At 67.2% G+C, this 24,122-nt stretch carries 22 protein-coding genes; 9 read left to right on the top strand and 13 right to left on the bottom strand.

Translation table 11 applies throughout. The annotated features are described in order from the left end of the window. Positions 1–114: 114 nt before the first annotated feature. The gene (locus J2X70_RS16640) at positions 115–1,395 is read right to left on the bottom strand and encodes an NAD(P)/FAD-dependent oxidoreductase (protein ID WP_080149735.1); all 1,281 of its coding nucleotides are present in this window, start codon (positions 1,393–1,395) and stop codon (positions 115–117) included. Between the two features lie 121 nt (positions 1,396–1,516). Here J2X70_RS16640 and J2X70_RS16635 point away from each other — a divergent pair, with 121 nt between their 5' ends. After that, a complete protein-coding gene (locus tag J2X70_RS16635; protein ID WP_025879390.1) occupies positions 1,517–2,311 on the top strand; it encodes an NYN domain-containing protein in 795 nt (264 codons plus the stop codon). A 57-nt stretch (positions 2,312–2,368) separates the two neighbouring features. Here J2X70_RS16635 and J2X70_RS16630 read toward each other — a convergent pair whose 3' ends face one another. Next, positions 2,369–2,560, bottom strand: coding sequence for a hypothetical protein (locus J2X70_RS16630; RefSeq protein ID WP_309911278.1), 192 nt, complete (start codon positions 2,558–2,560; stop codon positions 2,369–2,371). A 78-nt stretch (positions 2,561–2,638) separates the two neighbouring features. On the opposite strand from J2X70_RS16630, the gene J2X70_RS16625 reads away from it, so the two are divergent. Next, complete coding sequence (locus J2X70_RS16625; RefSeq protein ID WP_309911275.1) at positions 2,639–3,259, top strand: glutathione S-transferase; 621 nt, start codon at positions 2,639–2,641, stop codon at positions 3,257–3,259. Positions 3,260–3,371: 112 nt separating this feature from the next. Here J2X70_RS16625 and J2X70_RS16620 read toward each other — a convergent pair whose 3' ends face one another. Further along, positions 3,372–5,582 (bottom strand): primosomal protein N', encoded by a 2,211-nt coding sequence (locus tag J2X70_RS16620; RefSeq protein ID WP_309911273.1) that lies wholly within the window; start codon positions 5,580–5,582, stop codon positions 3,372–3,374. 393 nt (positions 5,583–5,975) lie between these two features. On the opposite strand from J2X70_RS16620, the gene J2X70_RS16615 reads away from it, so the two are divergent. From J2X70_RS16615 to sppA, 4 genes are all read left to right on the top strand, one after another. Then, positions 5,976–6,977, top strand: a complete 1,002-nt coding sequence (locus tag J2X70_RS16615; RefSeq protein WP_279209157.1) for a hypothetical protein — start codon at positions 5,976–5,978, stop codon at positions 6,975–6,977. Further along, positions 6,970–7,545, top strand: a complete 576-nt coding sequence (locus J2X70_RS16610; RefSeq protein WP_309911271.1) for a DUF3106 domain-containing protein — start codon at positions 6,970–6,972, stop codon at positions 7,543–7,545. The genes J2X70_RS16615 and J2X70_RS16610 overlap by 8 nt, the downstream gene beginning before the upstream one ends. A 181-nt stretch (positions 7,546–7,726) precedes the next feature. Continuing rightward, entirely contained in the window at positions 7,727–9,091 is a 1,365-nt protein-coding gene (locus tag J2X70_RS16605; protein ID WP_032976478.1) for an MATE family efflux transporter, read from the top strand. A gap of 114 nt (positions 9,092–9,205) precedes the next feature. After that, the gene (sppA, locus tag J2X70_RS16600) at positions 9,206–11,128 is read left to right on the top strand and encodes a signal peptide peptidase SppA (RefSeq protein ID WP_025879397.1); all 1,923 of its coding nucleotides are present in this window, start codon (positions 9,206–9,208) and stop codon (positions 11,126–11,128) included. A 77-nt stretch (positions 11,129–11,205) separates the two neighbouring features. Here sppA and J2X70_RS16595 read toward each other — a convergent pair whose 3' ends face one another. Continuing rightward, entirely contained in the window at positions 11,206–11,409 is a 204-nt protein-coding gene (locus tag J2X70_RS16595) for a hypothetical protein (RefSeq protein WP_025879398.1), read from the bottom strand. Positions 11,410–11,520: 111 nt separating this feature from the next. Here J2X70_RS16595 and J2X70_RS16590 point away from each other — a divergent pair, with 111 nt between their 5' ends. Next, the gene (locus J2X70_RS16590) at positions 11,521–12,297 is read left to right on the top strand and encodes an SDR family oxidoreductase (RefSeq protein WP_025879399.1); all 777 of its coding nucleotides are present in this window, start codon (positions 11,521–11,523) and stop codon (positions 12,295–12,297) included. A 48-nt stretch (positions 12,298–12,345) separates the two neighbouring features. Here J2X70_RS16590 and J2X70_RS16585 read toward each other — a convergent pair whose 3' ends face one another. The 9 genes from J2X70_RS16585 to J2X70_RS16545 form a co-directional block, all read right to left on the bottom strand. Further along, positions 12,346–13,062 (bottom strand): hypothetical protein, encoded by a 717-nt coding sequence (locus J2X70_RS16585; RefSeq protein ID WP_218788040.1) that lies wholly within the window; start codon positions 13,060–13,062, stop codon positions 12,346–12,348. Between the two features lie 577 nt (positions 13,063–13,639). Beyond that, entirely contained in the window at positions 13,640–14,347 is a 708-nt protein-coding gene (locus tag J2X70_RS16580) for a DUF4124 domain-containing protein (protein WP_218788039.1), read from the bottom strand. A gap of 43 nt (positions 14,348–14,390) precedes the next feature. Beyond that, positions 14,391–14,951, bottom strand: a complete 561-nt coding sequence (locus J2X70_RS16575) for a Sua5/YciO/YrdC/YwlC family protein (RefSeq protein WP_032952114.1) — start codon at positions 14,949–14,951, stop codon at positions 14,391–14,393. Between the two features lie 121 nt (positions 14,952–15,072). Next, positions 15,073–17,556, bottom strand: coding sequence for a DNA topoisomerase I (locus tag J2X70_RS16570; protein ID WP_059065260.1), 2,484 nt, complete (start codon positions 17,554–17,556; stop codon positions 15,073–15,075). A gap of 222 nt (positions 17,557–17,778) precedes the next feature. After that, positions 17,779–18,708, bottom strand: a complete 930-nt coding sequence (locus J2X70_RS16565; RefSeq protein ID WP_059065258.1) for an RDD family protein — start codon at positions 18,706–18,708, stop codon at positions 17,779–17,781. 48 nt (positions 18,709–18,756) lie between these two features. Continuing rightward, complete coding sequence (locus J2X70_RS16560) at positions 18,757–19,491, bottom strand: GYF domain-containing protein (RefSeq protein WP_032976674.1); 735 nt, start codon at positions 19,489–19,491, stop codon at positions 18,757–18,759. Between the two features lie 39 nt (positions 19,492–19,530). After that, complete coding sequence (locus J2X70_RS16555) at positions 19,531–20,004, bottom strand: DUF494 family protein (protein ID WP_025879062.1); 474 nt, start codon at positions 20,002–20,004, stop codon at positions 19,531–19,533. Positions 20,005–20,047: 43 nt separating this feature from the next. Beyond that, on the bottom strand, positions 20,048–21,175 hold the full coding sequence (gene dprA / locus J2X70_RS16550) for a DNA-processing protein DprA (RefSeq protein WP_059065256.1): 1,128 nt from the start codon (positions 21,173–21,175) through the stop codon (positions 20,048–20,050). Between the two features lie 132 nt (positions 21,176–21,307). Continuing rightward, entirely contained in the window at positions 21,308–22,435 is a 1,128-nt protein-coding gene (locus J2X70_RS16545) for a LysM peptidoglycan-binding domain-containing protein (protein WP_059065254.1), read from the bottom strand. 128 nt (positions 22,436–22,563) lie between these two features. Between J2X70_RS16545 and def the strand changes: the two genes are divergently transcribed. After that, positions 22,564–23,076: a peptide deformylase gene (gene def / locus J2X70_RS16540; protein ID WP_025879059.1), complete on the top strand. Its 513-nt coding sequence runs from the start codon at positions 22,564–22,566 to the stop codon at positions 23,074–23,076. A 121-nt stretch (positions 23,077–23,197) separates the two neighbouring features. Then, a complete protein-coding gene (gene fmt / locus J2X70_RS16535; protein WP_049468220.1) occupies positions 23,198–24,121 on the top strand; it encodes a methionyl-tRNA formyltransferase in 924 nt (307 codons plus the stop codon). The last annotated feature ends 1 nt before the right edge of the window (position 24,122 follow it).

Genomic DNA, 24,122 nt, shown 5'->3' with positions numbered 1-24,122 from the left:
ATGAAGCAGTAGAGCCACGCCATGCGTGGCTGCGCTCCATGCAACCTGCACAGAAATTCATCCACGCATGGCGTGGATCTACTGTGTCGGTCGAGAGGTCACCCACGGCAGTACCTACCGCTTCGGTCGCCGGTCTTCGCGGTCGTCGCCGAAGATGATCCGCGCGCTGCGCTGGTAGCTCCAGTACGCCACCGCCCAGTTCAACAGCACCACGACGCGGTTGCGGAACCCGATCAGGAAGAACACGTGCGCGGCCAGCCAGAACCACCAGGCCAGCACGCCGGACAGCTGGAGCTTGCCCAGGTGCACGATCGCGGCCATGCGGCCGATGGTGGCCAGGTTGCCGAAGTCGGCGTACTTGAACGGTCCGGGTGCTGCCTTGCCATGCAGGCGCGCGCGAATCACGTCCGCCACGTACTTGCCCATCTGCTTGGCGGCAGGCGCAACGCCCGGTACCGGCTTGCCGTTGGCCTGGTTCAGCGCAGCGAGGTCGCCGGCCACGAACAGTTCCGGATGACCAGGCAGGGTCAGGTCGGGCTGCACCTGCACGCGACCGGCGCGGTCCAGCGGCACGTCCAGCGTGCGCGCCAGCGGTGAGGCGGCCACGCCGGCGGCCCAGACCACGGTGCGCGCGGGCACGAACTGGTCGCCCAGCTTGAAGCCCTGTCCATCGATGTGGCTCACCGGCGTGCCGGTCATCACTTCCACGCCCAGCTTTTCCAGCTGCCGGCGTGCCTTCAGCGAAAGCACTTCGGGGAAGGTGGACAACACGCGCGGACCGGCCTCGACCAGCCGCACCTTGGCGCTGGCCGGATCGATGTGGCGGAATTCATTGCGCAGCGTATGCCGGGCGATTTCCGCGAGGGTGCCGGCCAGCTCGACCCCGGTCGGGCCACCGCCCACCACGGCAAAGCTCAGCCATGCCGCCTTCTTTTCCGGGTCCGGCTCGGCTTCGGCGCGTTCGAACGCCAGCAGCAGTTTGCGGCGCAGGGCGATGGCATCGTCCAGGGTCTTCAGGCCGGGCGCATCGTCGGCCCATTCGTCGTGGCCGAAGTAGGCGTGGGTGGCGCCTGTGGCCAGCAGCAGGCTGTCGTAGTCCAGCGAGCTGCCATCGGCCATGCGCACCTGGCGGGCCTGCTTGTCGATGGCTACCACTTCGCCCAGCCGCACCTCCACGTTGCGCTGGTGGCCGAGAATGTGGCGCAGCGGTGCGGCGATATCCGGAGCGGACAGCCCAGCGGTGGCCACCTGGTAAAGCAGCGGCTGGAACAGGTGGTGGTTGCGACGGTCGACCAGGGTGATGCGTATGCGTTCGCGGGCCAGCGCACGGGTGGCCCACAGGCCGGCGAAACCGCCGCCGACAACGACCAGGTGGGGGACGCGATCACGACTCATCGACTCACTCCAGGGGGGCATGGGGGAAGTGCCTGGCATCTTCGCACGGCCGCTCCTTGTCACGTCAGCGTGCATCGGGATCGGCGATACTCGGGTTCAGGCAACTGCCCGTGAGGAGTCCATGAGCGAACCGGAAAAGCGCATCGCCCTGTTGATCGACGCCGACAATGCACCGGCCTCGAAGATCGACGAAGTCCTGGCCGAGGTCGCGCGCTACGGTGTGGCCAACGTCCGCCGTGCCTACGGCAACTGGAAGAGCCCACGACTGAAGGGCTGGGAGGCGGTGCTGCACGAGTACGCGATCCGCCCGATCCAGCAGTTCGCCTACAGCAAGGGCAAGAACGCGTCGGACATGGCGATGGTGATCGACGCGATGGATCTGCTGTACGCGCGCAACCTCGATGGCTTCGCGATCGTGTCCAGCGATGCCGACTTCACTCCGATGGTGATGCGCCTGCTGACCGATGGCGTAAAGGTGTATGGCTTCGGCGAAAAGAAAACGCCGGAACCCTTCGTCAACGCGTGCTCGAAGTTCACCTACCTCGAAGCGTTGGGCCAGACCCACGCCAGCGTGCAGGATGTGGAGCAGGCAGCGAACGAACAATCATCGAACGGACAGGCGCCCAGCGAGCAGGCCACCAGCGATGATGCGCGCCCACGCAAGAGCGGGGCGGAAATGCGCAGCGACACGCGCCTGGTGAAGATGCTGCGCCGTGCGGTGTCCTCGGCAGAAGGCGAGGATGGCTGGTCGCACCTGGGTCCGGTCGGCAGCCAGATCGGCAACCAGGCCTCGTTCGATCCGCGCAACTACGGTTACGGCAAACTCAGTGACCTGCTGGCGGCGATCGGTTTGTTCGAACTGAAGAAGGACGGTAAGTCCTCCTACGTACGCGCGCTGCCGAAGAAGAACCGGTAGCGCCGGGCGTTGCCCAGCGTTTGCCGGTCGCGCAGCACTGCAGAAGACATGGTGTGGCTACAGCGTACGTGCGCTGGAGCCGGCATGGCCTTCCGCAAATCCGTTGGCGAAGTCTTCAACGCCATTGAAGGCCAGCAGCAGCACGCCGGCGCACAGCAGCATGTTGCGGTTCGAGCGTCGGTACCCGAGCACCAGCATCAGCAGTCCTGCTGCCAGAAGCGTGTAGTTCACTGCATCCCATGCGGTCATGTCGTCTCTCCCTGTGGATGGGCGTATCGTAGCGGCTCCGCGCCATCGCGGCGCACTGCTGCACGCAAGGAAACCCGCATGTTGAAGATCTGGGGCCGCCGCAATTCCAGCAACGTCCGCAAGGTGCTGTGGTGCGCCGAGGAAATCGGCCTGCCGTACGAGTCCATCGAAGTGGGTGGCAGCCACGGTGGCACGCAGTCGCCGGAGTACGTGGCGATGAACCCGAACGGCCTGGTGCCGGTGATCGAAGACCACGGCCTGCCGCTGTGGGAGTCGAACACCATCGTGCGCTACCTCGGTGCGCGCTATTCGCTGGGCACGCTGTATGCCGAAGATCCGATGGAGCGCGCCCAGGCCGAAAAGTGGATGGACTGGAGCACCTCGCGGATGGCGCCGCTGTACTCCGAACTGATCTGGGGCATCATGCGCACCGCACCGGCCGACCGCGATGAGGCGCGCATCAATGCGGCGATCGTGCGCGCCGGTGATTTCCTGGCGCTGCCCAACGCAACCCTGGCCAAGCAGCCGTGGCTGTCGGGCGACACGTTCGCCATGGGTGACATCGCGTTGGGCTCGTTGATCTACGCCTGGTTCGAACTGCCGATCCAGCGCCCGGACCTGCCGCACCTGGCCGAGTGGTATGCACGCCTGCGCGAACGCCCGGCGTACCAGCGCGGCGTGATGTCACCGATGACGTAAGCGAAGGCGCGACGTTCGGGGTCAGAGCCTTTTCTGCGGAAAGGGATCCGACCTCAAGCCATCGGGGTCGGATCCCACCCAGCGGGTGGGCTCTGACCCCAGCGCATTGCCCTCAGTACAGATCCGTCGGATCCACATCCAGCGACCAGCGCACCTTGCGTGCCTCCGGCAGCGCGTACAACTGCGGCACCAGCTGTGCCAGTACCCCATGCAGCGGCGGCCGCTGTGCCGCCGACAGCAGCAGCTGCGTGCGCTGATAACCGGCACGGCGTGGCATCGGCGCCGGCATCGGCCCGTAGGCCTCCACCATGTCCTGTTCACCCAGCAGTTTCCGCGCAGCGAGCAGGAACGCGTTGGCATGCTCGACCTGCTGTGCTTCGGCACGCATCAATGCCAGGTGCGCGAAGGGCGGGAACCCGGCTGCCTGGCGCTGGTTGAGTTCGGCCTGGGCGAACGGGTGGTAGCCACCGTTCACCAGTGTCTCCAGCAGCGGATGGCCCGGATGATGGGTCTGCAGCCACACTTCACCCGGATCGCGCGCGCGACCGGCGCGGCCGGCTACCTGGATCAGCTGCTGCGCCAGTTTTTCGCTGGCGCGGAAATCGGCCGAGAACAGGCCTTCGTCGATGCCCACCACCACTACCAGCGTCAGCTTGGGCAGGTCGTGGCCTTTGGCCAGGATCTGCGTGCCGACCAGGATGCCGGGCGCGTTGCCGAGCTTGGCCAGCTGCTGCTCCAGCGCATCGCGACGGGCGGTGGTGCCACGGTCGATGCGCACCACCGGGAAATCGGCGAAGGCACTGACCAGGTGTTCTTCCAGCCGCTCGGTGCCGATGCCCTGTGGCTGCAGGGCCAGGCTGCCGCAGGCGGGGCAGGCCAGTGGTGCCGGCTGCCGCGCACCGCAGTGATGGCATTGCAGGCGACGGCCACCGCCATGCACGGTCATCGGTGCATCGCAGCGGTTGCAGGGTGCGGTCCAGCCGCAGTCGTGGCACAGCAGCACCGGCGCATAGCCACGGCGGTTCTTGAACACCAGCACCTGCTGGCCACGCTGCAGGTGTTCGCCGATGCCGGCCAGTACGTCGGCGGAAAGGCCATCGCGCAGCGGACGCTTGCGGACGTCGAGGATGCGCACGCGCGGCGGTCGGGCATCACCGGCGCGCTGTTTCAGGCGCAGGTGCGCATAGCGGCCGGCATAGGCGTTGTGCAGGGTTTCCAATGACGGCGTGGCGCTGCCCAGCAGTACAGGAATGCCCTGCGCCTTGGCCCGCACCAGCGCGAAATCACGTGCGTGGTAGCGGATGCCGTCCTGCTGCTTGTAGCTGCCGTCGTGCTCTTCGTCCACGATCAGCAGGCCGGGCTGCGGCAGCGGAATGAACACCGCCGAACGCGTGCCCACGATCACCCGTGCTTCGCCGCGCGAGGCCGCAGCCCAGACCCGCGCGCGTTCGTTGTCGGTCAACCCCGAGTGCAACGCGTGCACGGCGATGCCGAGACGGCCGCGGAAGCGCGCCAGGGTCTGCGGGGTCAGGCCGATCTCGGGCACCAGCACCAGGGCCTGCCTGCCCTGCGCCAGGCAATGGATGATGGCCTGCAGGTAGACCTCGGTCTTGCCGCTGCCGGTCACCCCGTCCAGCAGGAATGCCTGGAAGCTCTCGGCGGCGGTGATCGCGGCCACCGCTTCGGCCTGCTCCGCATTGAGGGTGGGGCCGGGCAGGGGCTGGGCGTGCTGCGGCGCCACGCTCAGGGCGATGCGCTCGGCCAGGTCGCGCTTGCCCAGGCTGCGTGCGGCCACCCGCCAGTCCTGCATGCGTGCGGACAGGACATCTTCGTCCACCACGGCTTCGGCCAGCAGCTCGGCCAATTGCCGCGGTCGGCTGCCGGCGCGCAGCTTGTCGCGCTGGGCATGGCCTTCGGCTGTCAGCTGCCAGCCCCAGTGATGGGTGTCGGGCAGCGGTTCGCCATGCCGCAGCGGGCCGGGCAGGGCGGTGCTCAGTACTTCGCCCAAGGGGGCGTGGGTATAGCGGGCCAGCCACTGCAGGCTCTGCCACAACTCGCCCTGCAGCAGTGGTGTCGTGTCACACCAGGCCAGTGCCTGGCGCAGGCCCTGGCTGTCCTCGGTTTGCCCGTGGCCGGCCACCACGCCGATCAGTTCGCGGTTGCCGAACGGCACCTTCAGCCGGCAGCCGACCGCTACCGTCGGGCCTTCGCCCTGCGGTGGCAGGTAGTCGAACAAGCGCGGCAGGGGCACGGGCAGGGCGACCTGCAGGGTCGGGACAGGGCCGGATTCAGGGGCGAGCATCGGGTCAGTGTAACGGCCCATGCCAGGGCGCATGGCAGTGGCAGATGCGACTGGCATGCCCTCCGGCGAATCATAAATGTCACCTAAATATCGGTGTCTATTGGAGATTCAGTCTTATCCACATCTTCTGTGGATAAGTCTGTGCGTTAGCGGCTCATGGCGCCGTATGAGGCCGATGGCGACGGCCTCACGCTTTGGTTGGTCAAAAAATAGCCACACTTTAAATTCAATTGAAATCAACAACTTAAGTGTGAAACATTGCTGAAACAGGGTGAATTCAGCCATTCACGCAGGAATCGCCCGGTTCCCGCGTGGTGCTGTGCACAACCTGCAGCAGAAAGCGTCTGCAATCGCAAGTCCTGCCGGGCAGTGATGGGCTGCCGCTATCATGCCGGCAGACCTTTGGAGTGACCGATGACGGCTGTGCCCGCCCCTGTTTCCTCGACCGCGGCCGGCGCGCTGTCGGCATTTCTGCGTGGCGTCGAACGCCGTGCCCTGGTCGTGGCCGAACTGCAGTGCGGTGACCCCGCCCGTGCCGAACAGACGCTGGTGGCGGTGATGCGCGCCTTCGCCGCGGTCGCCAGCGACCTGCCGATGGCGCAGTGGCCCAGCCGCTTCTGGACCCTGCTGGGCCAGCGCCAGGCGCTGCGCGAGCCGGCCACCGGGCAGTGGCCACCGTCGCTGGCCGCGCTGGGCGAGATGGCCCCCTTGCCGCGGCTGGCCCTGCTGCTGCGGGTGGGGGGCAGTCTGGACGAGGGCATCGCCACCCGCGTTCTGGATGTCGACGAAGAAGGCTATCAGCGTCTGTTGGCCACGGCCTGCCCACGCGATGCCGATGGCCAGCCCGACGCCGCTGCATGGCGCGCTCTGGCCGAACAGGTGCAGCTGCGTGTCCGCGACCTGCCGGCCAAGCGCCTGCAGCAGCTGCAGCAACCGTCCGCGCCAGCGGCCAACAACCAGACGCCTGCGTCCAGCTGGCGTGCACCGCCGCGCGACGAACGCGCATCTGCAAGCGGCAAGCGTCGCCGCCCCAATGCCAAGCCGCGCTGGCGTGGCCCGGTGATCCTGTTGATCACCGTGGCGGTGCTGCTGCTGGCTGCGTTGGGCTGGCGCCATTGGCAGGGCCGTGCGCTGACTGCCGATGGCCCCCTGCCCGAAGGCGTGGTCGGCGAGGCCGGGCCGGTCACCGTCGAGGCGCTGCCAGCCAGCGATGTCCGCCCCGCTGCGGGCAGCGATGCGCAGGCCAGCGAAGATGCCGCGATGCTGGCCGACCGCGATTACCCGCTGCTGGCCGAGGCCGACATGCATGCCTGGAGTGCCGCCGGTGGCCCGTTGCCGGTGGACGAGTCACAACCCAAGCCGACCCACCCGGAACCGGTCGGCGCAGCGCTGGAAACCTCTGCTGCCGATGAATAAGCTCCTCTTCGCCGGCCTGCTGCTGGCCCTGCCGCTGTCGCTGGCGGCCGCTCCGCAATCAGTGAACGTGCCGCTGGCCGCACCGTCGGCAACACCATCGGCCGCGCCCACTGCGGCGCCCACTGCCGCTGCGGCATTCGCGCAGCTCGATCCCGCCCAGCAACGCCAGCGCCGCAGCGACTACGCCGCGTGGCGGGCTCTGCCGGAGGGTGAGCGCGAACGCATCCGCCAGGCCGCCGCCCGCTTCGCCGCGTTGCCGGCCGACCAGCAGCAACGCCTGCGCGCGCAGTTCCAGGCACAGGACCAGGCCTTCCGCGAAGGATGGCGGCTGGGCCCGCAACTGGGCGCCGAATTCCCCAAGCTGCACGGCCTGTTCGGCTTCGTACCGCCGCAACAGCGCGACGCCGTGCTTGCCGTGCTGCGCCAGCTGAGTCCGTCGCAGTTGGCGCAGCTGGCCCTGGTCGCCCAGCGCACGCCGCCGCAGGAACGCGACAGCGTACGCAGCGCATTCCTGACGGTCCCCGCCGCCGAACGCGACACCTGGCTCAAGCGCCAGGCCGGCCAATAAGCGAAAAGGGGACGGAGGGAATTAAGTCGTTTTTGGCTCGACTGTGCCGGATACGACTTAATTCCCTCCGTCCCCTTTATGGGGCAGTCATGGGAATGACCGCCCGGCGCGCGTAAGATGGCCGGCCGCAACCCGGTGCCTGTGCCCTTCGCGCGCAACCGTAGTTCGCGTCAAGCACCTTATGTCTACTGCAACCTCCACGCCGCGCTTCAGCAAGGAAGTCGGCGCTACCGGTCTGCTTGCCCTGCCGCTTGTGCTCGGGCACGTCTCCACCGGTCTGATCTCCTTCGTCGACAACGTGATTGCCGGCCACCATGCGACATCCACCCTGGCCGCAGTGACCATCGGCACTGCGCTGCTGTGGCTGCCGATGCTGATCCCGATCGGCACGCTGATCTCGCTCACCGCCTCGGTGTCGCAGCTGCATGGCGCCGGCCGTGAGCGCGAGATCGGCCCGCTGTTCCGGCAGGCGCTGTGGCTGGCGCTGGGCCTGGGCCTGATCATGTTCACCTTCCTCACCGTGGTGCCGCCGCTGCTGCCGGCATTCGGCATCGCCCCGGACATCGTGCCCGGCGCAACGGCCTTCCTGCATGCGGTGCGCTGGGGTGGCCCGGCGCTGACGCTGTACTTCTGCATGCGCTACCTCAGTGAAGGCATGCATTGGACGCTGCCGACCATGCTGCTCGGTTTTGGTGGCCTGCTGGTGCTGGCGCCGATGGGATACGTGCTGGCCAACGGCAAGCTGGGCTTCCCGGAAATGGGCGCTGAAGGCCTGGGCATCGCCTCGGCGGTGATGATGTGGCTGCAGGCGATCGCCTTCGGTACCTACCTGTGGTTCACCAAGCGCTTTGCCCACCTGCAGCTGTTCTCGCACTTCGAGGGGCCGCGCTGGTCAGCGATCTGGGACCTGCTGCGCACCGGCCTGCCGATCGGCATCACCGTACTGATGGAAGGTGGCCTGTTCATCGTCACCGCATTGCTGATTGGTCGCCTGGGCGCCAATGAAGCGGCCGCGCACCAGATCGCGATCAACGTGGCGCAGCTGTGCTTCATGATTCCGATGGGCGTGGCCGAGGCGACCACCGTGCGGGTCGGCCATGCGGTTGGCCGTGGCGATGGCTTCGGCGTGCGTCGTGCGGCATGGGCCGGCTACGCGATCATCATGGGTACGCAGACGCTGTCGGCGGCGGCACTGCTGTTCGGCCACGACGCCATCGTCGGCGTCTACACCAACGACCTGGCCGTGGCCGGGCTGGCCTCGACCCTGCTGCTGTACGCAGCCACCTTCCAGTTCCCCGATGGCATCCAGGTGCTGTCGGCCGGCGCGCTGCGCGGCCTGAAGGACACCCGCGTGCCGATGTTCATCGCCATGTTCGCCTACTGGGGCCTGGGCATGCCGCTGGGTGCCGGGCTCGGCCTGGGCCTGGGCATGGGGCCGCAGGGCATGTGGATCGGCCTGATCGTCGGCCTGACCGCCGCCGCCATCCTGATGGGCTGGCGCCTGAGCCGCAGCAGCAAACGCATTGGCCAGTCCACGCTGGCCTGACATCACGCCGGTCCCGGGCAACCGTGACTGGCGATCCCCTGACTTGTGTCCGATGCTGCCTCACGCGGCACCGGCTATGCTGTTACCACGGCAAGAAGCCATCCGGAGTGCTCCATGAACCAACCCGTGCCGCCGCTGCCCCCGGCGAACCGCAATCCTGTCGCCAGCTTCTTCATCGGGCTGTGGGACGTGATGAATTTCACCCGCCGGTTGATCCTCAACCTGGTGTTCTTCGGCCTGTTGCTGCTGGTGCTGGTGATGTTCATCGTCGCTGCGGGCATGGGCGCTGGTGCCAGCAAGGCGCTGCAGGACCGCACCACCCTGGTGATCGCGCCGGAAGGCCGCCTGGTCGAGCAGTACAGTGCCGATCCGGTCAGTCGCGCGCTGGCCAAGGCCGTCGGTGACAACGGTGCCGAGGAAGTGCAGCTGCGCGATCTGATCCGGGTGATCGAGAGCGCGCGCGATGACAAGAAGATCGAGCGGGTGGTGCTGGAACTGGACAAGCTGCAGCCGTCCGGTTTCGCCTCGCTGCGCGAAGTGTCCGCCGCGCTGCAGGAACTGCGCGCTTCGGGCAAGCAGCTGGTGGCCTTCAGCGAGAGCATGGGGCAGTCGCAGTATCTGCTTGCCGCACAGGCCGACGAGGTCTACCTGGACCCCATGGGTTCGGTGGTGCTGGAAGGCCTGGGTCGCTACCGCCAGTATTTCCGCACCGGCCTGCAGGACAAGCTGGGCGTGGACGTGCACCTGTTCAAGGTGGGCGAGTACAAGTCGGCCGCCGAGCCGTACGTGCTCGACGCGGCGTCGCCGGCGTCCAAGGAAGCCGATCTGTTCTGGATGAACGATGTGTGGCAGCGCTACCTCGGCGATATCGCCAAGGCCCGCCGCCTGGATCCGGCACAGCTGGCGGCCGGTATCGACACCCTGCCCGAAGGCGTCGCTGCCGCCGGCGGCGACCTGGCCAAGTTCGCCCTGCAGCAGAAGCTGGTGACCGCGCTGAAGACCCGCGAGGAATTCGAGGATCTGATGATCGAGCGCGGCGTGGCCGACGAAGACGCCGACGGCGGCTTCCGCAACATCGATTTCGGCACCTACATGGCCCAGCTCGATGCGCGTCGCAACCCGGTTGATTCGCGTCCGCAGGTCGCCGTGGTGGTGGCCTCTGGTGAAATCAGCGGCGGCGATCTGCCGGCCGGCCGTATCGGTGGTGAATCGACCTCGGCGCTGCTGCGTGCGGCGCGCGACGATGACGACGTCAAGGCCGTGGTGCTGCGCGTGGATTCGCCGGGCGGCGAAGTCTACGCCTCCGAGCAGATCCGTCGCGAAGTGGTGGCACTGCAGGCTGCGGGCAAGCCGGTGGTCGTGTCCATGGGTGACCTCGCTGCATCGGGTGGTTACTGGATCAGCATGAACGCCGATCGCATCTATGCCGATCCGTCGACCATCACCGGTTCGATCGGCATCTTCGGCATGATCCCCAACTTCAGCCGTGCGCTGGACAAGTTCGGCGTGCACACCGATGGCGTCGGCACCACCCGTTTCGCCGGTGCCTTCGACGTCACCCGGCCGATGGACCCGGCGGTGGGCCAGGTCATCCAGTCGGTGATCAACAAGGGCTATGCCGATTTCACCGGCCGTGTTGCCGAGGCCCGCAAGAAGCCGGTCGAGGCGATTGACGAAGTGGCCCGTGGGCGCGTCTGGAGCGGTGCGCAGGCCAAGGAGCGCGGTCTGGTCGATGCCTTCGGTGGTCTGAAGGACGCCGTGGCTGACGCTGCTGGCCGGGCCAAGCTGGGCGCGACCGACAAGTACCGCGTGCGTTACATCGAGAAGGCGGCGACGCCGTTCGCGCAGTTCGTCAGCGGCTTCGCTGGCAGCCACGCCGGCGCCTGGATGCTGGCCGATTCCGGCGTGGGCCGGATGATGCTGGCGCGCACGATGCCGGAAATCGATACGCAGCTGCGCTTCGTTGAGAACGCGGCCCGCGAGAAGGGCAACGGTGCACCGGTGAAGTCGCTGGCGTATTGCTTCTGCGGGTTCTGATGGCCCATCCACGCATGGCGTGGATCTACTGAACGCACAACGCCCGGCCTTGGCCGGGCGTTGTTGCATGCGGGGTTCTACTGCGCGTCGGCCTCTGCCTTGCGCTCGCGTTCGGCCGCCTCGTCCAGGGTCTTCTGCACGGCCTTTGCGCGGTCCAGCGGTTGATTGATCGCCTTGGCCATCGCCTGCGGTTGCGGTGGTCGTTCGGGATTGGGCGGTGCAGGGCGCTGGCACCCGGCCAGCGCGACGGCCGACAGCAGGACGGGAATCAGGACGCGCATGGCAGCTCTCCACGAGGGACGTGCAGCCAGTGTCGCATCCCGGGCGGCGGACGGTCGTGAGCGCGTATCCTTGCCGCATCGAAACACAGTGGGCGCGGCCCCGGAGGACATATGACCCAGCAACGGTGGCGCCTGGATGGGCAGACGGCCCTGATCACCGGTGCCAGCGCCGGTATCGGCCTGGCGATCGCGCATGAACTGGCCGGTCTCGGCGCCGATCTGATGATCGTCGGCCGCGACCTGGACATGCTGGAGAGTGCCCGCGACGAACTGCTGGATGTGTATCCGCAGCACCAGGTGCATGCCTTGGCCGCCGATGTGTCCGATGACGAAGATCGCCGGCAGATCCTGGACTGGGTTGAGGACCACGCCGACGGCCTCCACATCCTGGTCAACAATGCCGGTGGCAACATCACCAAGCCCGCCACGGAATATTCCGAAGACGAGTGGCGCGGCATTTTCGAGACCAATCTGTTCTCGGCGTTCGAGCTGTCGCGCTATGCGCATCCGTTGCTCGCGCGCCACGCTTCATCGGCCATCGTCAACGTCGGCAGCGTGTCCGGCCTGACCCATGTGCGCAGCGGCGTGGTCTATGGCATGACCAAGGCGGCGATGCACCAGATGACCCGCAACCTCGCGGTGGAGTGGGCCGAGGACGGCATCCGGGTCAATGCAGTAGCGCCGTGGTACATCCGGACCCGTCGCACGTCCGGCCCGCTGTCCGATACCGACTACTACGAGGAAGTGATCGGACGCACGCCGATGCGGCGCATCGGTGAGCCGGAGGAAGTGGCCTCGGCCGTGGGCTTCCTGTGCCTGCCGGCATCGAGCTATGTCACCGGCGAATGCATCGCGGTGGATGGCGGCTTCCTGCGATACGGGTTCTGACGGGACCGCCCGCTGCGGATGGAGGCATCCACGGCGGGCGTGGATGCTCTACTTCGGTACGGGGCAGTCGCTGGCTTCCAGCACGGCCTGCAGGCGTTCGCGTTCGCCGCGCGCTGCCGGTTGGTTCTCGGGCGCAGCAAAGCGCTCGCGACCGCGTGCATCGCGGAAGCGCTGCTGCCAGCTGCCGCAGCGCTGCGCTTCGGCCACTTCAGTGCAGCGGTCCCGGACCACCTCGCAGCTGGCGGCGTTCACCGGTGTCGCTCCGCCCAGGCCCTGCACGTTCAACAGTTCGCAGCGGCCTGGTGCAGCCTCGTACTCATGCAGGTACGAGCTTCCCTCGCTGCTGAGGCATTGATAGATCGCCGGCAGCGGTGGCTTTGACGGAGTGTTGCCATCCCCCGACGTGGCGTCGCTCGAACGTGGCAGCACCGCGCTGTCGAGTATGGCGTCGCCGCCTTCGTGCTCGACCATGCGTGCTTCCATGATCGTTCGGCCCTCACGTGGCTGCGTCGCGGCAGGCGAGGCGGCGACGTCCATGGACGGCATCGCTGCAGGCGGCGGAGCGGGGCTGTTCTGCACCGGTACGATCGGCGCCGTCGGCGAAGGCGCCGGGACACGCTGGATTTCCTGCCGGGTGCCGGCGGGGCAGGGGGTGCGCTGCAACGTAGGAACATCGCTGCTGCCCATGCAGCGGTAGATCACCATGTCATCGGCCAACGCGTTGCCGGGCAACAGGGCGATGGCCAGCCAGATCAGTCTTCTCATGCGAGCAGCCTACAGCGGTGGTCCATGCCCGGGTAGTTGCCAACCTTGGTTGGCACCCGTAGTGCCCATGCCGTGGTAGTTGCCAACCTTGGTTGGCACCGTTGTTTGCCAGCGCCCACCAAGGTGGGCGTCTACCAAAGCGGGGGCACAGCCCCAGCACAGGGCTCAGGTGCCCCGGTAGTTGCCAACCTTGGTTGGCACCGCTGTTTGCCAGTGCCCACCAAGGTGGGCATCTACCAAAGCGGGGGCATGGCCCCCAGCGCAGGGCTCAGATGCCCCGGTAGTTGCCAACCTTGGTTGGCACCGTTGTTTCCCAGCGCCCACCAAGGTGGGCGTCTACCAAAGCGGGGGCATAGCCCCCAGCGCAGGGCTCAGATGCCCCGGTAGTTGCCAACCTTGGTTGGCACCGTTGTTTCCCAGCGCCCACCAAGGTGGGCGTCTACCAAAGCGGGGGCATAGCCCCCAGCGCAGGGCTCAGATGCCGTGGTAGTTGCCAACCTTGGTTGGCACCGCTGTTTGCCAGTGCCTACCAAGGTGGGCATCTACCAAAGAGGGGGTACCGTCCCCAGCACAGAGCTCAGCCGCCGCAGTCCTGCGCCAGCCGCGCGTCGATGCCACGCTGCTCCCTGCTGATCGCGGTGCGCTCGCTCTGCAGCGCGCTGTTGTAACGCCGGTCCAGTTCCCAGCGACGATCACGCAGGCGTGCGCACACTTCCTGCGGGGGCAGGGCGTGGCAGGTATCGCGCACCAGGATGTTGCCGGCAGGCACGTTGACACCGACGCCCACTGACGGCGGGCGATACACCGCAGGCCCGCCGCCGATGGGGGTACCGATGGTGTTGCCGCTGCCGGCCGGACGCGGCCCCGGATGCGGTCCGGGGTACGCACCGCCAGGATGACCATGCGGGTACCAGACCGTGGTCCACAGCGGCACCCAGCGCGGATTCCCTTCGTTGTTGTCACTGGTGTAGCGGTCGCCGTCTTCACTCACGCATTCGTACATCGGCTGTGGCGGCTGGATGTAGACATGGCGCACCTCGCGCTCGCGCATCGCTGGCGTCTGCACCGGTGCGGGCGGCGCGGCCTCGGTGCTGACCACCCGTGGCGGCGGGTCGCGCGGCCGTTGCAGGTCGCGCACTTGCTGGCGGCCGGCCGTGCAGGGCTTGTCCTGCAGCGCGACGGCACCATTGCTGCCGACGCAGCGATAGACCCGCACGTCGTCGGCGGCAAGGGCCGGCAACGACAGCAGCAGGGCCAGAGACAGGACAGCGCGCAGCAGGGTCATGGGCGCAGCGTGCGCGATCGGCAACACCGACGCAATGGACCTGTCAGGAGCGCAGTACGTTGCCACTGAGCGCGTCGCGGATCGGCGTGGGTTGGGCCAGGCCGCCGGTCTGCCCATCGAGGATGCCGTCGAGCAGGCGCAGCAGGCGTGGGTCCAGTTCTTCGCGGCTGCGCGCGGGGGGCTCGCCGGCAAGGTTGGCGCTGGTTGATACCAGGGGGCCACCCCAGGCCTGGCACAGCGCTGCGACCAGCGGGTGGGCGCTGATGCGTACCGCGATGCCGCTGTGTTCGCCGGTGATCCAGCCGGGCGCGCGGGTACCGGCGGGCAGGATCCAGGTGTTGGCGCCGGGCCAGCTGGCGAGCACTGCGCGCTGGCGTGCATCGGGCAGCGCCTGCAGGCGCACCCAGCCCTGCAGCTGCGACAGGTCAGCGGCCACCAGGATCATGCCTTTCTCGATCGGGCGCTGCTTCAGTCGCAGCAGCGTGTGCACCGCTGCCTCGTGCGCAGGATCGCAACCCAGGCCCCAGACCGCTTCGGTCGGGTAGGCAATCACCCCGCCACTGCGGAGCGTGGCGACTGCGGTGTCCAGTGTGAGTTCTTTCATGGCGGCGACCGGGCCCGGCGTGGGCCTTCATTATCCCCCCGCTGCGTGCAGAGCGGGTGGAGCGGTGGGGGCGGACCGTGGGTCCGCTCACCTTGGCAGATCATCCACGCATGGCGTGGATCTACTTGGCCGCCTTCTTGACGGCCTTCTTTGCCGGTGCCTTCTTGGCCACGGCCTTCTTCGCAGCCGCCTTCTTGGCCGGCGCCTTCTTGGCAGCAGCCTTCTTCGGCGCGGCTTCCTTCTTCACTGCCGCCTTCTTTGCCGGGGCCTTCTTGGCGGCGGCCTTCTTGGCGCCAAAGCCCTTGCGCACCGGCTTGCCGGTTTCTTCCATCAACTGCTGCACCTCGGCCAGGGTCAGCGATGCCGGTTCACGATCCTTGGGGATCTTGCCGTTCATCTTGCCATCGCTGATGTACGGGCCGAAACGACCGTTCAGCACCTGGATGTCGCTGCCCTCGAACTCCTTGATGATCCGGTTGCGCGCGATTTCTTCCTTCTCTTCGATCAGGAACACGGCGCGGGCCAGGTCGATGGTGTACGGGTCGTCTTCCTTCTTCAGCGAGGCGTAGGTGCTGCCGCGCTTGGCGAACGGGCCGAAGCGGCCGATGCCGACGCTGACGTCCTCGCCCTTGTCCTCACCCAGCGCGCGCGGCATCAGGAACAGTTCCAGCGCGTCTTCCAGGGAAATGGTGTGCATCGACTGGCCCGGCCGCAGCGAAGCGAACTTGGGCTTGTCCTCGGCATCCTCGGCGGTGCTGCCGATGGCCGCGTACGGCCCGAACCGGCCCAGGCGCACGCTGACCGGCTTGCCGGTCTTCGGGTCGGTACCCAGTTCGCGCGCACCACTGGCCTCGGCACGGTCGACCGATTCCTTCTTGTCTTCGACCAGTTCCTTGAACGGTCCCCAGAAGCGCGACATCAGCGGAATCCACTCTTCCTCGCCACGCGAGACGGCATCGAGCTCGTCCTCCAGCTTGGCGGTGAAGTCGTAGTCGACGTACTGGGTGAAGTGGCTGGACAGGAACTTGGACACCGCACGGCCGACATCGGACGGGCGGAAGCTGCGGCCTTCCATTTCCACGTACTTGCGGAACAGCAGGGTCTGGATGATCGAGGCGTAGGTCGAAGGACGACCGATGCCGTACTCTTCCAGCGCCTTCACCAGCGCCGCTTCAGTGAAGCGCGGCGGCGGCTGGGTGAAGTGCTGGTCGGCCACGATGCGCTCCAGCGGCACGCGGTCGCCCGGCTTCATCGCCGGCAGCTTGCGGCCTTCATCGTCATCCTCGGCGCTCTTGCTGTCCTTGCCTTCCTCGTACACGGCCAGGAAGCCGGGTACGACCACCGTGGTGCCGCTGGCGCGGAACACATGTTCGCTGCCGGCCGACAGGTCCACGCTGACGGTGTTGAGCGTTGCCGGGATCATCTGGCAGGCCACTGCACGCTTCCAGATCAGCTCGTACAGCTTGCGCTCGTCGTCGGTCAGGAACCGCGCGACCTGGGACGGGGTGCGCAGTGCCGAGGTCGGGCGCACCGCTTCGTGCGCTTCCTGGGCGTTCTTGGACTTGGTCTGGTAGGTGTTGGGCTGGTCGGGCAGCGAGTCGATGCCGTAATCACGGGCAATCACGTCGCGGATTTCGGCCAGCGCGTCCTGTGACAGGTTCACCGAGTCGGTACGCATGTACGAGATCAGGCCGACCGTGCCTTCGTCGCCGCCGATGTCCACGCCTTCGTACAGCTTCTGCGCGACCTGCATGGTCTTGCGCGTGGTGAAACCGAGCTTGCGCGAGGCTTCCTGCTGCAGCGTGGAGGTGGTGAACGGCGGCGCGGGGCGGCGCTTGCGCTCCTTGCTGGCCACGTCTGTGACATGCAGGGCGCCCTGTGCGGCCTGCTGGATGCGCAGGCGGGCGGCCTCGGCGGTGTCGCCGTCGGTGACGGTGAACTGCTCGAACTTCTGCCCGTCCAGCTTGACCAGCTTGGCGTTGAAATGCTGCGAGGGGTGCGCGCACTCGGCGGCGATCGACCAGTACTCGCGGGCGATGAAGGCTTCGATCTCTTCCTCGCGCTCGACGATCATGCGCAGCGCCGGGCTCTGCACGCGGCCTGCCGACAGGCCGCGCTGGACCTTGCGCCACAGCACCGGCGACAGGTTGAAACCGACCAGGTAGTCCAGCGCGCGGCGCGCCTGCTGGGCATCGACCAGGTCGCTGGCGATCTCGCGCGGCTGGCTGATCGCTTCCTTGATCGCGCGCGGGGTGATCTCGGTGAACACCACGCGCTGCATCGGCTTGTCCTTGACCAGCCCGCGCTCCTTCAGGATCTCGGCGATATGCCAGCTGATCGCTTCACCCTCGCGATCCGGGTCGGTCGCCAGCAGGATGTCGTCGGCGCCCTTTGCGGCCTTGGCGATCGCATCGACATGCTTTTCGTTCTTCTCGATCACGTCGTAATGCATGGCGAACCCGTTGTCCGGGTCAACCGCGCCTTCCTTCGGGATCAGGTCACGCACGTGCCCATACGAGGCCAGGACCGTGTAGTCCTTGCCGAGGTATTTGTTGATCGTCTTGGCTTTGGCCGGCGATTCAACGATGAGCAGGTGCTTGGGCATGGCAGCAGGGTCTGTGGGTAAGCCGCGGGGAAGGGCCGCTAGGGTGGAGCAAACGGCCGCATTAGTGAAGCGGCCACGGGCAAATCAATAAACTGAACGCCCGGGACTGTGCCGGGCGTTCAGGTTTCACCTTATTAGAGGAATCACGCCCGGCCTGCCATTGTCAAGCAGGGAGGCGTGAGGATGGCCGTCCGCGACGGCGCATTGGCCCTCGATCCGCGATCACGACGCCATGTTGGCGATGACGCCGACGGCGAAGATGATCGCGGCGAAACCGGCCAGCATCAGCAGGCCGCCCAGCACCAGGATCACGATGGTCACCGTGCCCATCTCGCGGCGCTGCAGCTGCGGCTGGTCGGTATAGGCCCAGCGGTCGACCACCACGGTGTCGCAGATCAGGTCATGCAGGCCCTGCTTGCGCTCGGTGAAGGCGGCCATCAGGTAGCCGATGCACAGTGTCAGGCCACTGAGGATGGTGGCGAAATAGCGGCCGATGCTGCGGCCCAGGGTCAGGCGATCGCCATTGCCGCGCACGACCTTGATGCCGATGGCCATCTTGCCGAGGGTGGCACCGCCGCGGGAGGCATGGAACCAGCCGTAGTAAGCGGCGGCGATGAACAGGCCGGCCAGGCCACTGATCAGCTGGGTGACCACTTCAACCGCTGTTTCGCCGCTGCCGGCAGCGCCCATGCCCGCGCCGAGCACGAAGCCCAGTACGCCACCGACCACGCCGCTGGGAATCAGCAGGACGAAGTAGTCGATCAGGTAGGCGGCAAAGCGCTTCCAGAAGCCGGCATAGACCACTTCGCCGCCCTGCACCGGCTGCGAATAGTCACTGCCGCCTGCACCGGGCGCGGTGTACGGCGAGCTGCTGAGGGCGCCGGTGCCCGGCAGGGGCGCGGTGCCGTTGTCGATCGCGGCGTAGTCGTTGCGCAGGTCGAAGCCACCGGTGGCGGTGGACGTGCTGGCATCGGCCAGGGTCTGCAGGCCCAGCTCTTCCACCATCTGCCGCAGCGGCGCCCACTGCCCCATGCCTTCGCGCCAGACCAGGGTGTCCAGGTTCAACTGGCCACGCTGGAAGCGCTGGCGGATCTCGGTGACCTCCAGCGGTCCCTGGCGTTGCTGTCCTTCGGCGTAGTACCACTCAGTCATTGCATGTCCCCTGTTGGGTCGTCCTTGGTGGGTTGCCCGGTGCGCGGCTCAGCCGCGGCATTGCGTGGGCAGATACTTGTCGTCGCTTTCGCCGCTGCATTCCCAGCGCCCGCTGTCGCGGTCGTATTCGAGCCAGAGCAGGTCGCCATCCTGGCTCTTGCCGGGAACCGCCAGCGTCGCTTCGATGCCGCAGTGGCCATTGTTGAAGCGGCCGATATGCACGGCCGACAGGCCCTGGCCTGCGAATTCGTCCGCCGCCGGGAAGCCGGCGTCGTTGGCGCCCGGGCAGCGGCCCTGGTCATCGGCGAAGTGCTGGACCTTGTCCTTCAGCGGCTGCAGCACGGTGACCGCGCCGGCGACCTTGGCCTTGATGGTGTAGTCGTTGTAGGCCGGCAGGGCGATCGCGGCCAGGATGGCCAGGATCGGCACCACCACCAGCAGTGCGACGCCGCCGATGATGGCGGTCAACGCGCAGCCGGACAGGCCCTTCTTCGCGACCGGGGCAGCGTCCATCGGCGTGGTCGCGTACGGAGAGGCGGGGGGAAGGGTTGGCGGCAGAGGGGCGGCAGGCGGCGGCGGTGGTGCCGTGGCGGCTGCATCAACGGCGGGCACGATCAGGCCCAGTTCGTCGACCACGTTGCGCAACGGCTGCCATTGCGGCAAGCCGTCGCGCCATACCAGGGTGTCCAGGGTGATCTGGTTGCTGCGGAACAGCTCGATCAACTGTTCCGAGGGCAACGGGCCTTGCTGGCGGTTGCCTTCGGCATGGAACCACTCACTCACGGGGACGCTCCTGAATGCGCACGGTCCCCAAGTGTACGGTCAGTGCAGGGGTTCTGGCTCGTCCACGAACATCTGCGTTTCCATCCAGGCGTAGGCCGCCTCGGCGCCGGGCTGGTTGAACAGCACCATCAGCACGACCCATTTCAGGTCGTCCAGGTCCAGTTCGTCCTGGTCCAGGGCCATCGCCCGGTCCAGCACCAGCTCGCGCTGGCCGGCATCGAGGATGCCGTGCTGTTCCAGGTACAGCAGGAAACCACGGCACTCCACGTCAAGCTTGTCCAGCTCCGGGCCGTGATAGATGCGCACCGGGCCATCGACCCGGGCCTGGGCCGCGCTTGGGCGCTGCGCTGCCAGGGCATCGAGCCATTCGAATGCCTTGTTGATCTCAGTAGGGCTGAAACCGGCCTGGATCAGGCCATTCTGCAGGGAGTCGCGGTCACGGATCAGGTCCGCATCTTCGCTGAAATAGTGTTCAAACAGGTACAACAGTACATCCAGGATGCTCTCTTTCATTGCCCCTCGGCCTGCGTCGCGCGACGCTGTGGAGGTGAAGAAACTAGGGACGTCGACAGTAGCGGCCGTGTACGCACACCACGATCCCCGCAAGTTCCATGGCCAGCAGCATGGAGGACACCTCCGACGCCGTCAATCCACACTGCGTGATCAGTGAATCCATACTGATTGGGTCGTGCTCCAGCACCCGCCACAAGCGCTGGTAGTCAGCGTCGTTCGCCCAGCATGCCGGCAGGTCCGCCGGCGCTGCCTGTTCAGTGGGGGTGGCAAGCCGGGTTTGCAAGCCCGGAAGCTGGTGACGCAGTGCCGGGGCCAGCAGTTCCAGCACTTCTTCGGGCCGTTCGACCAGGGCAACCCCTTCACGGATGAGCCGGTGGCAGCCGGCGGCGCGCGGATTGAGTACCGAACCGGGTATCGCGCAGACCTCGCGGCCGGCTTCGGCTGCCAGCCGGGCGGTGATCAGGGCGCCCGAGCGTTGTGCAGCCTCGACCACCACCGTGGCCAGGGCCAACCCGGCCACCAGCCGGTTGCGCGCGGGGAAGTGACCCGGCCGTGCGGGCGTACCTGGCAGGTACTCGCTGAGCACCGCGCCGTCGGTGGCGATTCTTGCCTGCAGGCGGGCATGGCTGGTGGGATAGGCGCGGTCCGGGCCAGTGCCTATCACCGCGAGGGTGCAGCCGCCTGCCTCCAGCGCCGCCTGGTGGGCGGCCGCATCGATGCCTGCCGCCAATCCACTGGTCACCGCCAGCCCGGCCTCGACGAAGCAGGTGGCAAACCGGGCGGCCAGGGCACGGCCGGCGGGGGTGGGTGAACGGCTGCCGACCAGGGCCACCGCAGGACGCCAGGCGATGGCCGGATCGCCGGCAACGAACAGCGCCAGGGGCGGATTGGGTGCATCAAGCAGGAGGGGCGGGAAGGCTGGATCGTTGCAGGCCAGCAGATGATGATCAGGCTGCTGCAGCCAGCGCTGCGCAAGCGCGAGGGCGCGGGTATCGGGACGCTCCAGTGCAGCGCATTGTTCCGGTGTGCAGCCGTGGGCCCGCCAGCCTGCAACACCGAGCGCCAACGCTGCATCCGCATTGCCGGTGGTCTGCAGCAGCGCGCGCCTGGGTGCCAGGGAACCAGCCGCGATCAACAGGCGCAGCAGCGCCTCATGTCCATGCTCAGTCATCCCCCGACTATCGGCCTCACGCAACAAAGGCGCCCTAGGGCGCCTTCGCGTATTGCTGTCAGGGTATCCCGGAGGTTGCCGGCCGATGCGGTCGGCACTCCCTGCCGAGGCCGGGCGGGGCCCGGCGCCGGATCATCTCGCGTCCGGATGCAGCGCGCTGTAGCCCACACGCACCGGCTTCACACCCTGCATCACCAACGCATAGCTGACGTTGTCGAAGGTGCGGAAGACCATGGCATGCGCGGCGTACTCATCAGGCAGGCTGACCCGGCCGGCGCCGGTGCTGATCGAGTCGTCCATGCGCGAGGACCCCGGGAACTTCATCCGGTGCGCCACGTGGCTGCCATGGCGCCACAGCGAGAACACGGTGCCGTTGTCCACGCCCTGGGCGCGGCCAGCGGAAATCGCGATCACATCGCGCGGGCCGCCGGTAGTGAACATATCGGTGACTGCCAGCACGCGTACATCCACGCCTTCCACGCCGGCTGCGGGCACATGCGGGAAGAACTGCAGGTCGTACGGGGTGGCCTCGACCGGCACCAGGCGGTCGCCTGCACGTACTTCACGGCCGCCGCTGGCGTTGTCCAGCGCCAGGGTCGACGCTTCGGTCTTGCCGCCGGCCACCTGGGTGATGGTGCCGGTGCCGACCTGTGCCAGCTCATAACCCAGCACGCCGCGGCGGTGGTTGGGCGCGCTGAAGGCCTTCCAGAGATTGCCGCTGCCCGGGGTGACGTCGCCGTTGGCGGTCAGGTCCTCGGTGGGCTTGGGCTGGGCGTAGCGCACGGTCGGGCGGACCACGGCCCAGCGCTGCCCGACCTGGGCGTCGGCCAGGCGCACATAGGCGGTCTGCCCACCGGTGGCGCGCAGGCGGTTGTCTTCCAGGCCGACCACATAGGGCAGCTGTTCGATGCTGTCGACCACGCTGAGCTGCTTCAGGAACGGCTCGACCTGGGCCAGCGGCACGCCGGTTACCGGGGCTTCCTGGCGCGGGCCGGGCTGGGCCGTCACGCGGTCCAGGTAGGCCAGGCTGAGGACGTCACCGGGATAGATCAGGTGTGGATTGGCGACCTGCGGATTGGCCTGCCATATCTCCGGCCACAGCCATGGTTTCTGCAGGAATCGTCCTGCGATGTCCCACAGGGTGTCCCCTTTGCGGACCACATAGGTGTCCGGGTGCCCGCCATTCACTTCCACGGCGGTAGCATAGGCAGCCACGGTCAGCATCGCCGCGGCGACGACCGTACGAAAACGAAGCAACATAGGTGTGAAGCCCTGATTCCCCAACAGGTTCGCGCACTATAGTCCAGAAACCGGGGCGCAAGGCAAGCGTTGGAGCTAGAATCTGCGACGTATGCCGGCGTACCCCGGCCCCAACCCCGGAAACTGCCATGGCTTTACTCCCCATCCTTGAGTTCCCCGATCCGCGCCTGCGTACCAAGGCTGCGTTGATCGATGCCGCCGAAGTGACCACGCCGGCGTTCCAGGAGCTGCTCGACAACATGTTCGAGACCATGTACGACGCCCCGGGCATCGGCCTGGCTGCCAGCCAGGTGGACGTGCACCAGCGCTTCATGGTCATCGACGTGAGCGAAGAAAAGAACGAGCCGCGCGTCTTCATCAACCCGGAAATCGTCGCCAAGGACGGGGGCCAGGTGTACCAGGAAGGCTGCCTGTCGGTGCCTGGCATCTTCGCCGACGTGACCCGTGCCGACACCATCACCGTCAAGTTCCTGGATCGCCAGGGGCAGCCGCAGGAGTTGACCACCGACGGCCTGCTGGCGGTCTGCGTGCAGCACGAGATGGACCATCTGGACGGCAAGCTGTTCATCGATTACCTGTCGCCGCTGAAGCGCGAGATGGTCCGCAAGAAGCTGGCCAAGCAGCGCAAGCACGTGGCGTGATCGCTGCTCCGGGCCGCCCTTCGGGGTGGCCCGCGCCTGCGCGTGACGCGCGGGCTGCATGGCGCCGGCCGACGGCGCCGTTTTTTTTCCTGCACGATTTCATCCTGCAAGTGGGGTTGCCATGAGGATTGTCTTTGCCGGTACGCCGGAATTCGCGGTGTCGTCGCTGCGCGCGGCCGCGCGTCATCACGAGGTGGTGGCTGTCTATACCCAGCCCGATCGCCCTGCCGGTCGCGGCCGTGGTCTGGCGCCTTCGCCGGTCAAGCTGGAAGCGGTCGCCCGTGGCATCCCCGTGTACCAGCCGGAAACGCTGAAGGACGAAGCGGCCCAGCAGCAGCTGCGTGACCTGCAGCCGGACCTGATGGTGGTGGTGGCCTATGGCCTGATCCTGCCCAAGGCGGTGCTGACCATTCCGACCCACGGTTGCTGGAACGTGCACGGTTCGCTGCTGCCGCGCTGGCGTGGCGCCGCACCGATCCAGCGCGCCATCCAGGCCGGTGACAGCAAGACCGGCATCTGCCTGATGCAGATGGAAGCCGGTCTGGATACGGGCCCGGTGCTGCTGCACCAGGAGCTGCCGATCGCCGCTACCGATACCGGTGGCCAGCTGCACGACAAGCTGGCCGAGCTCGGCGCGCAGGTGCTGTCCGATGGGCTGGGCCTGCTGCGCGCCGGCATCAAGCCGATCGCACGGCCGCAGCCGGAGCAGGGCGTGACATACGCGCACAAGCTGGACAAGGCCGAGGCAAAACTTGACTGGGCGCAGGACGCAGAAGCGTTGGCGCGCACGGTGCGTGCATTCAATCCGTGGCCGATTGCCGAGGCACTGCTGGCCGGTGAGCGCGTGCGCATCCACGGCGCGGTGGCGCTGGATGTGGCGCATGGCCAGGCGCCGGGCACGGTGCTGGCCGCGGGCCGCGAGGGCATCGACATCGCCTGCGGGCAGGGCGCGTTGCGCCTGCGCGTGCTGCAGCGCGAAGGCGGCAAGGCAATTACCGCTGCCGACTACCTCAATGCGCGCCGTGATCTGCGCGTGGGGGTTTGAC

Source organism: Stenotrophomonas sp. 1337 (assembly GCF_031455455.1).
Classification (GTDB): domain Bacteria; phylum Pseudomonadota; class Gammaproteobacteria; order Xanthomonadales; family Xanthomonadaceae; genus Stenotrophomonas; species Stenotrophomonas indicatrix.
Note: the sequence above shows the minus strand (reverse complement) of the source record. Positions and strands in the feature narration are given on the sequence as shown.

Excerpts from the sequence above, each read along its gene's own strand:
- J2X70_RS16640 (WP_080149735.1), bottom strand. The coding sequence starts at position 1,395 with ATGAGTCGTGATCGCGTCCCCCACCTGGTCGTTGTCGGCGGCGGTTTC.
- J2X70_RS16635 (WP_025879390.1), top strand. The coding sequence starts at position 1,517 with ATGAGCGAACCGGAAAAGCGCATCGCCCTGTTGATCGACGCCGACAAT.
- J2X70_RS16630 (WP_309911278.1), bottom strand. The coding sequence starts at position 2,560 with ATGACCGCATGGGATGCAGTGAACTACACGCTTCTGGCAGCAGGACTG.
- J2X70_RS16625 (WP_309911275.1), top strand. The coding sequence starts at position 2,639 with ATGTTGAAGATCTGGGGCCGCCGCAATTCCAGCAACGTCCGCAAGGTG.
- J2X70_RS16620 (WP_309911273.1), bottom strand. The coding sequence starts at position 5,582 with ATGGGCCGTTACACTGACCCGATGCTCGCCCCTGAATCCGGCCCTGTC.
- J2X70_RS16615 (WP_279209157.1), top strand. The coding sequence starts at position 5,976 with ATGACGGCTGTGCCCGCCCCTGTTTCCTCGACCGCGGCCGGCGCGCTG.
- J2X70_RS16610 (WP_309911271.1), top strand. The coding sequence starts at position 6,970 with ATGAATAAGCTCCTCTTCGCCGGCCTGCTGCTGGCCCTGCCGCTGTCG.
- J2X70_RS16605 (WP_032976478.1), top strand. The coding sequence starts at position 7,727 with ATGTCTACTGCAACCTCCACGCCGCGCTTCAGCAAGGAAGTCGGCGCT.
- sppA (WP_025879397.1), top strand. The coding sequence starts at position 9,206 with ATGAACCAACCCGTGCCGCCGCTGCCCCCGGCGAACCGCAATCCTGTC.
- J2X70_RS16595 (WP_025879398.1), bottom strand. The coding sequence starts at position 11,409 with ATGCGCGTCCTGATTCCCGTCCTGCTGTCGGCCGTCGCGCTGGCCGGG.
- J2X70_RS16590 (WP_025879399.1), top strand. The coding sequence starts at position 11,521 with ATGACCCAGCAACGGTGGCGCCTGGATGGGCAGACGGCCCTGATCACC.
- J2X70_RS16585 (WP_218788040.1), bottom strand. The coding sequence starts at position 13,062 with ATGAGAAGACTGATCTGGCTGGCCATCGCCCTGTTGCCCGGCAACGCG.
- J2X70_RS16580 (WP_218788039.1), bottom strand. The coding sequence starts at position 14,347 with ATGACCCTGCTGCGCGCTGTCCTGTCTCTGGCCCTGCTGCTGTCGTTG.
- J2X70_RS16575 (WP_032952114.1), bottom strand. The coding sequence starts at position 14,951 with ATGAAAGAACTCACACTGGACACCGCAGTCGCCACGCTCCGCAGTGGC.
- J2X70_RS16570 (WP_059065260.1), bottom strand. The coding sequence starts at position 17,556 with ATGCCCAAGCACCTGCTCATCGTTGAATCGCCGGCCAAAGCCAAGACG.
- J2X70_RS16565 (WP_059065258.1), bottom strand. The coding sequence starts at position 18,708 with ATGACTGAGTGGTACTACGCCGAAGGACAGCAACGCCAGGGACCGCTG.
- J2X70_RS16555 (WP_025879062.1), bottom strand. The coding sequence starts at position 20,004 with ATGAAAGAGAGCATCCTGGATGTACTGTTGTACCTGTTTGAACACTAT.
- dprA (WP_059065256.1), bottom strand. The coding sequence starts at position 21,175 with ATGACTGAGCATGGACATGAGGCGCTGCTGCGCCTGTTGATCGCGGCT.
- J2X70_RS16545 (WP_059065254.1), bottom strand. The coding sequence starts at position 22,435 with ATGTTGCTTCGTTTTCGTACGGTCGTCGCCGCGGCGATGCTGACCGTG.
- def (WP_025879059.1), top strand. The coding sequence starts at position 22,564 with ATGGCTTTACTCCCCATCCTTGAGTTCCCCGATCCGCGCCTGCGTACC.
- fmt (WP_049468220.1), top strand. The coding sequence starts at position 23,198 with ATGAGGATTGTCTTTGCCGGTACGCCGGAATTCGCGGTGTCGTCGCTG.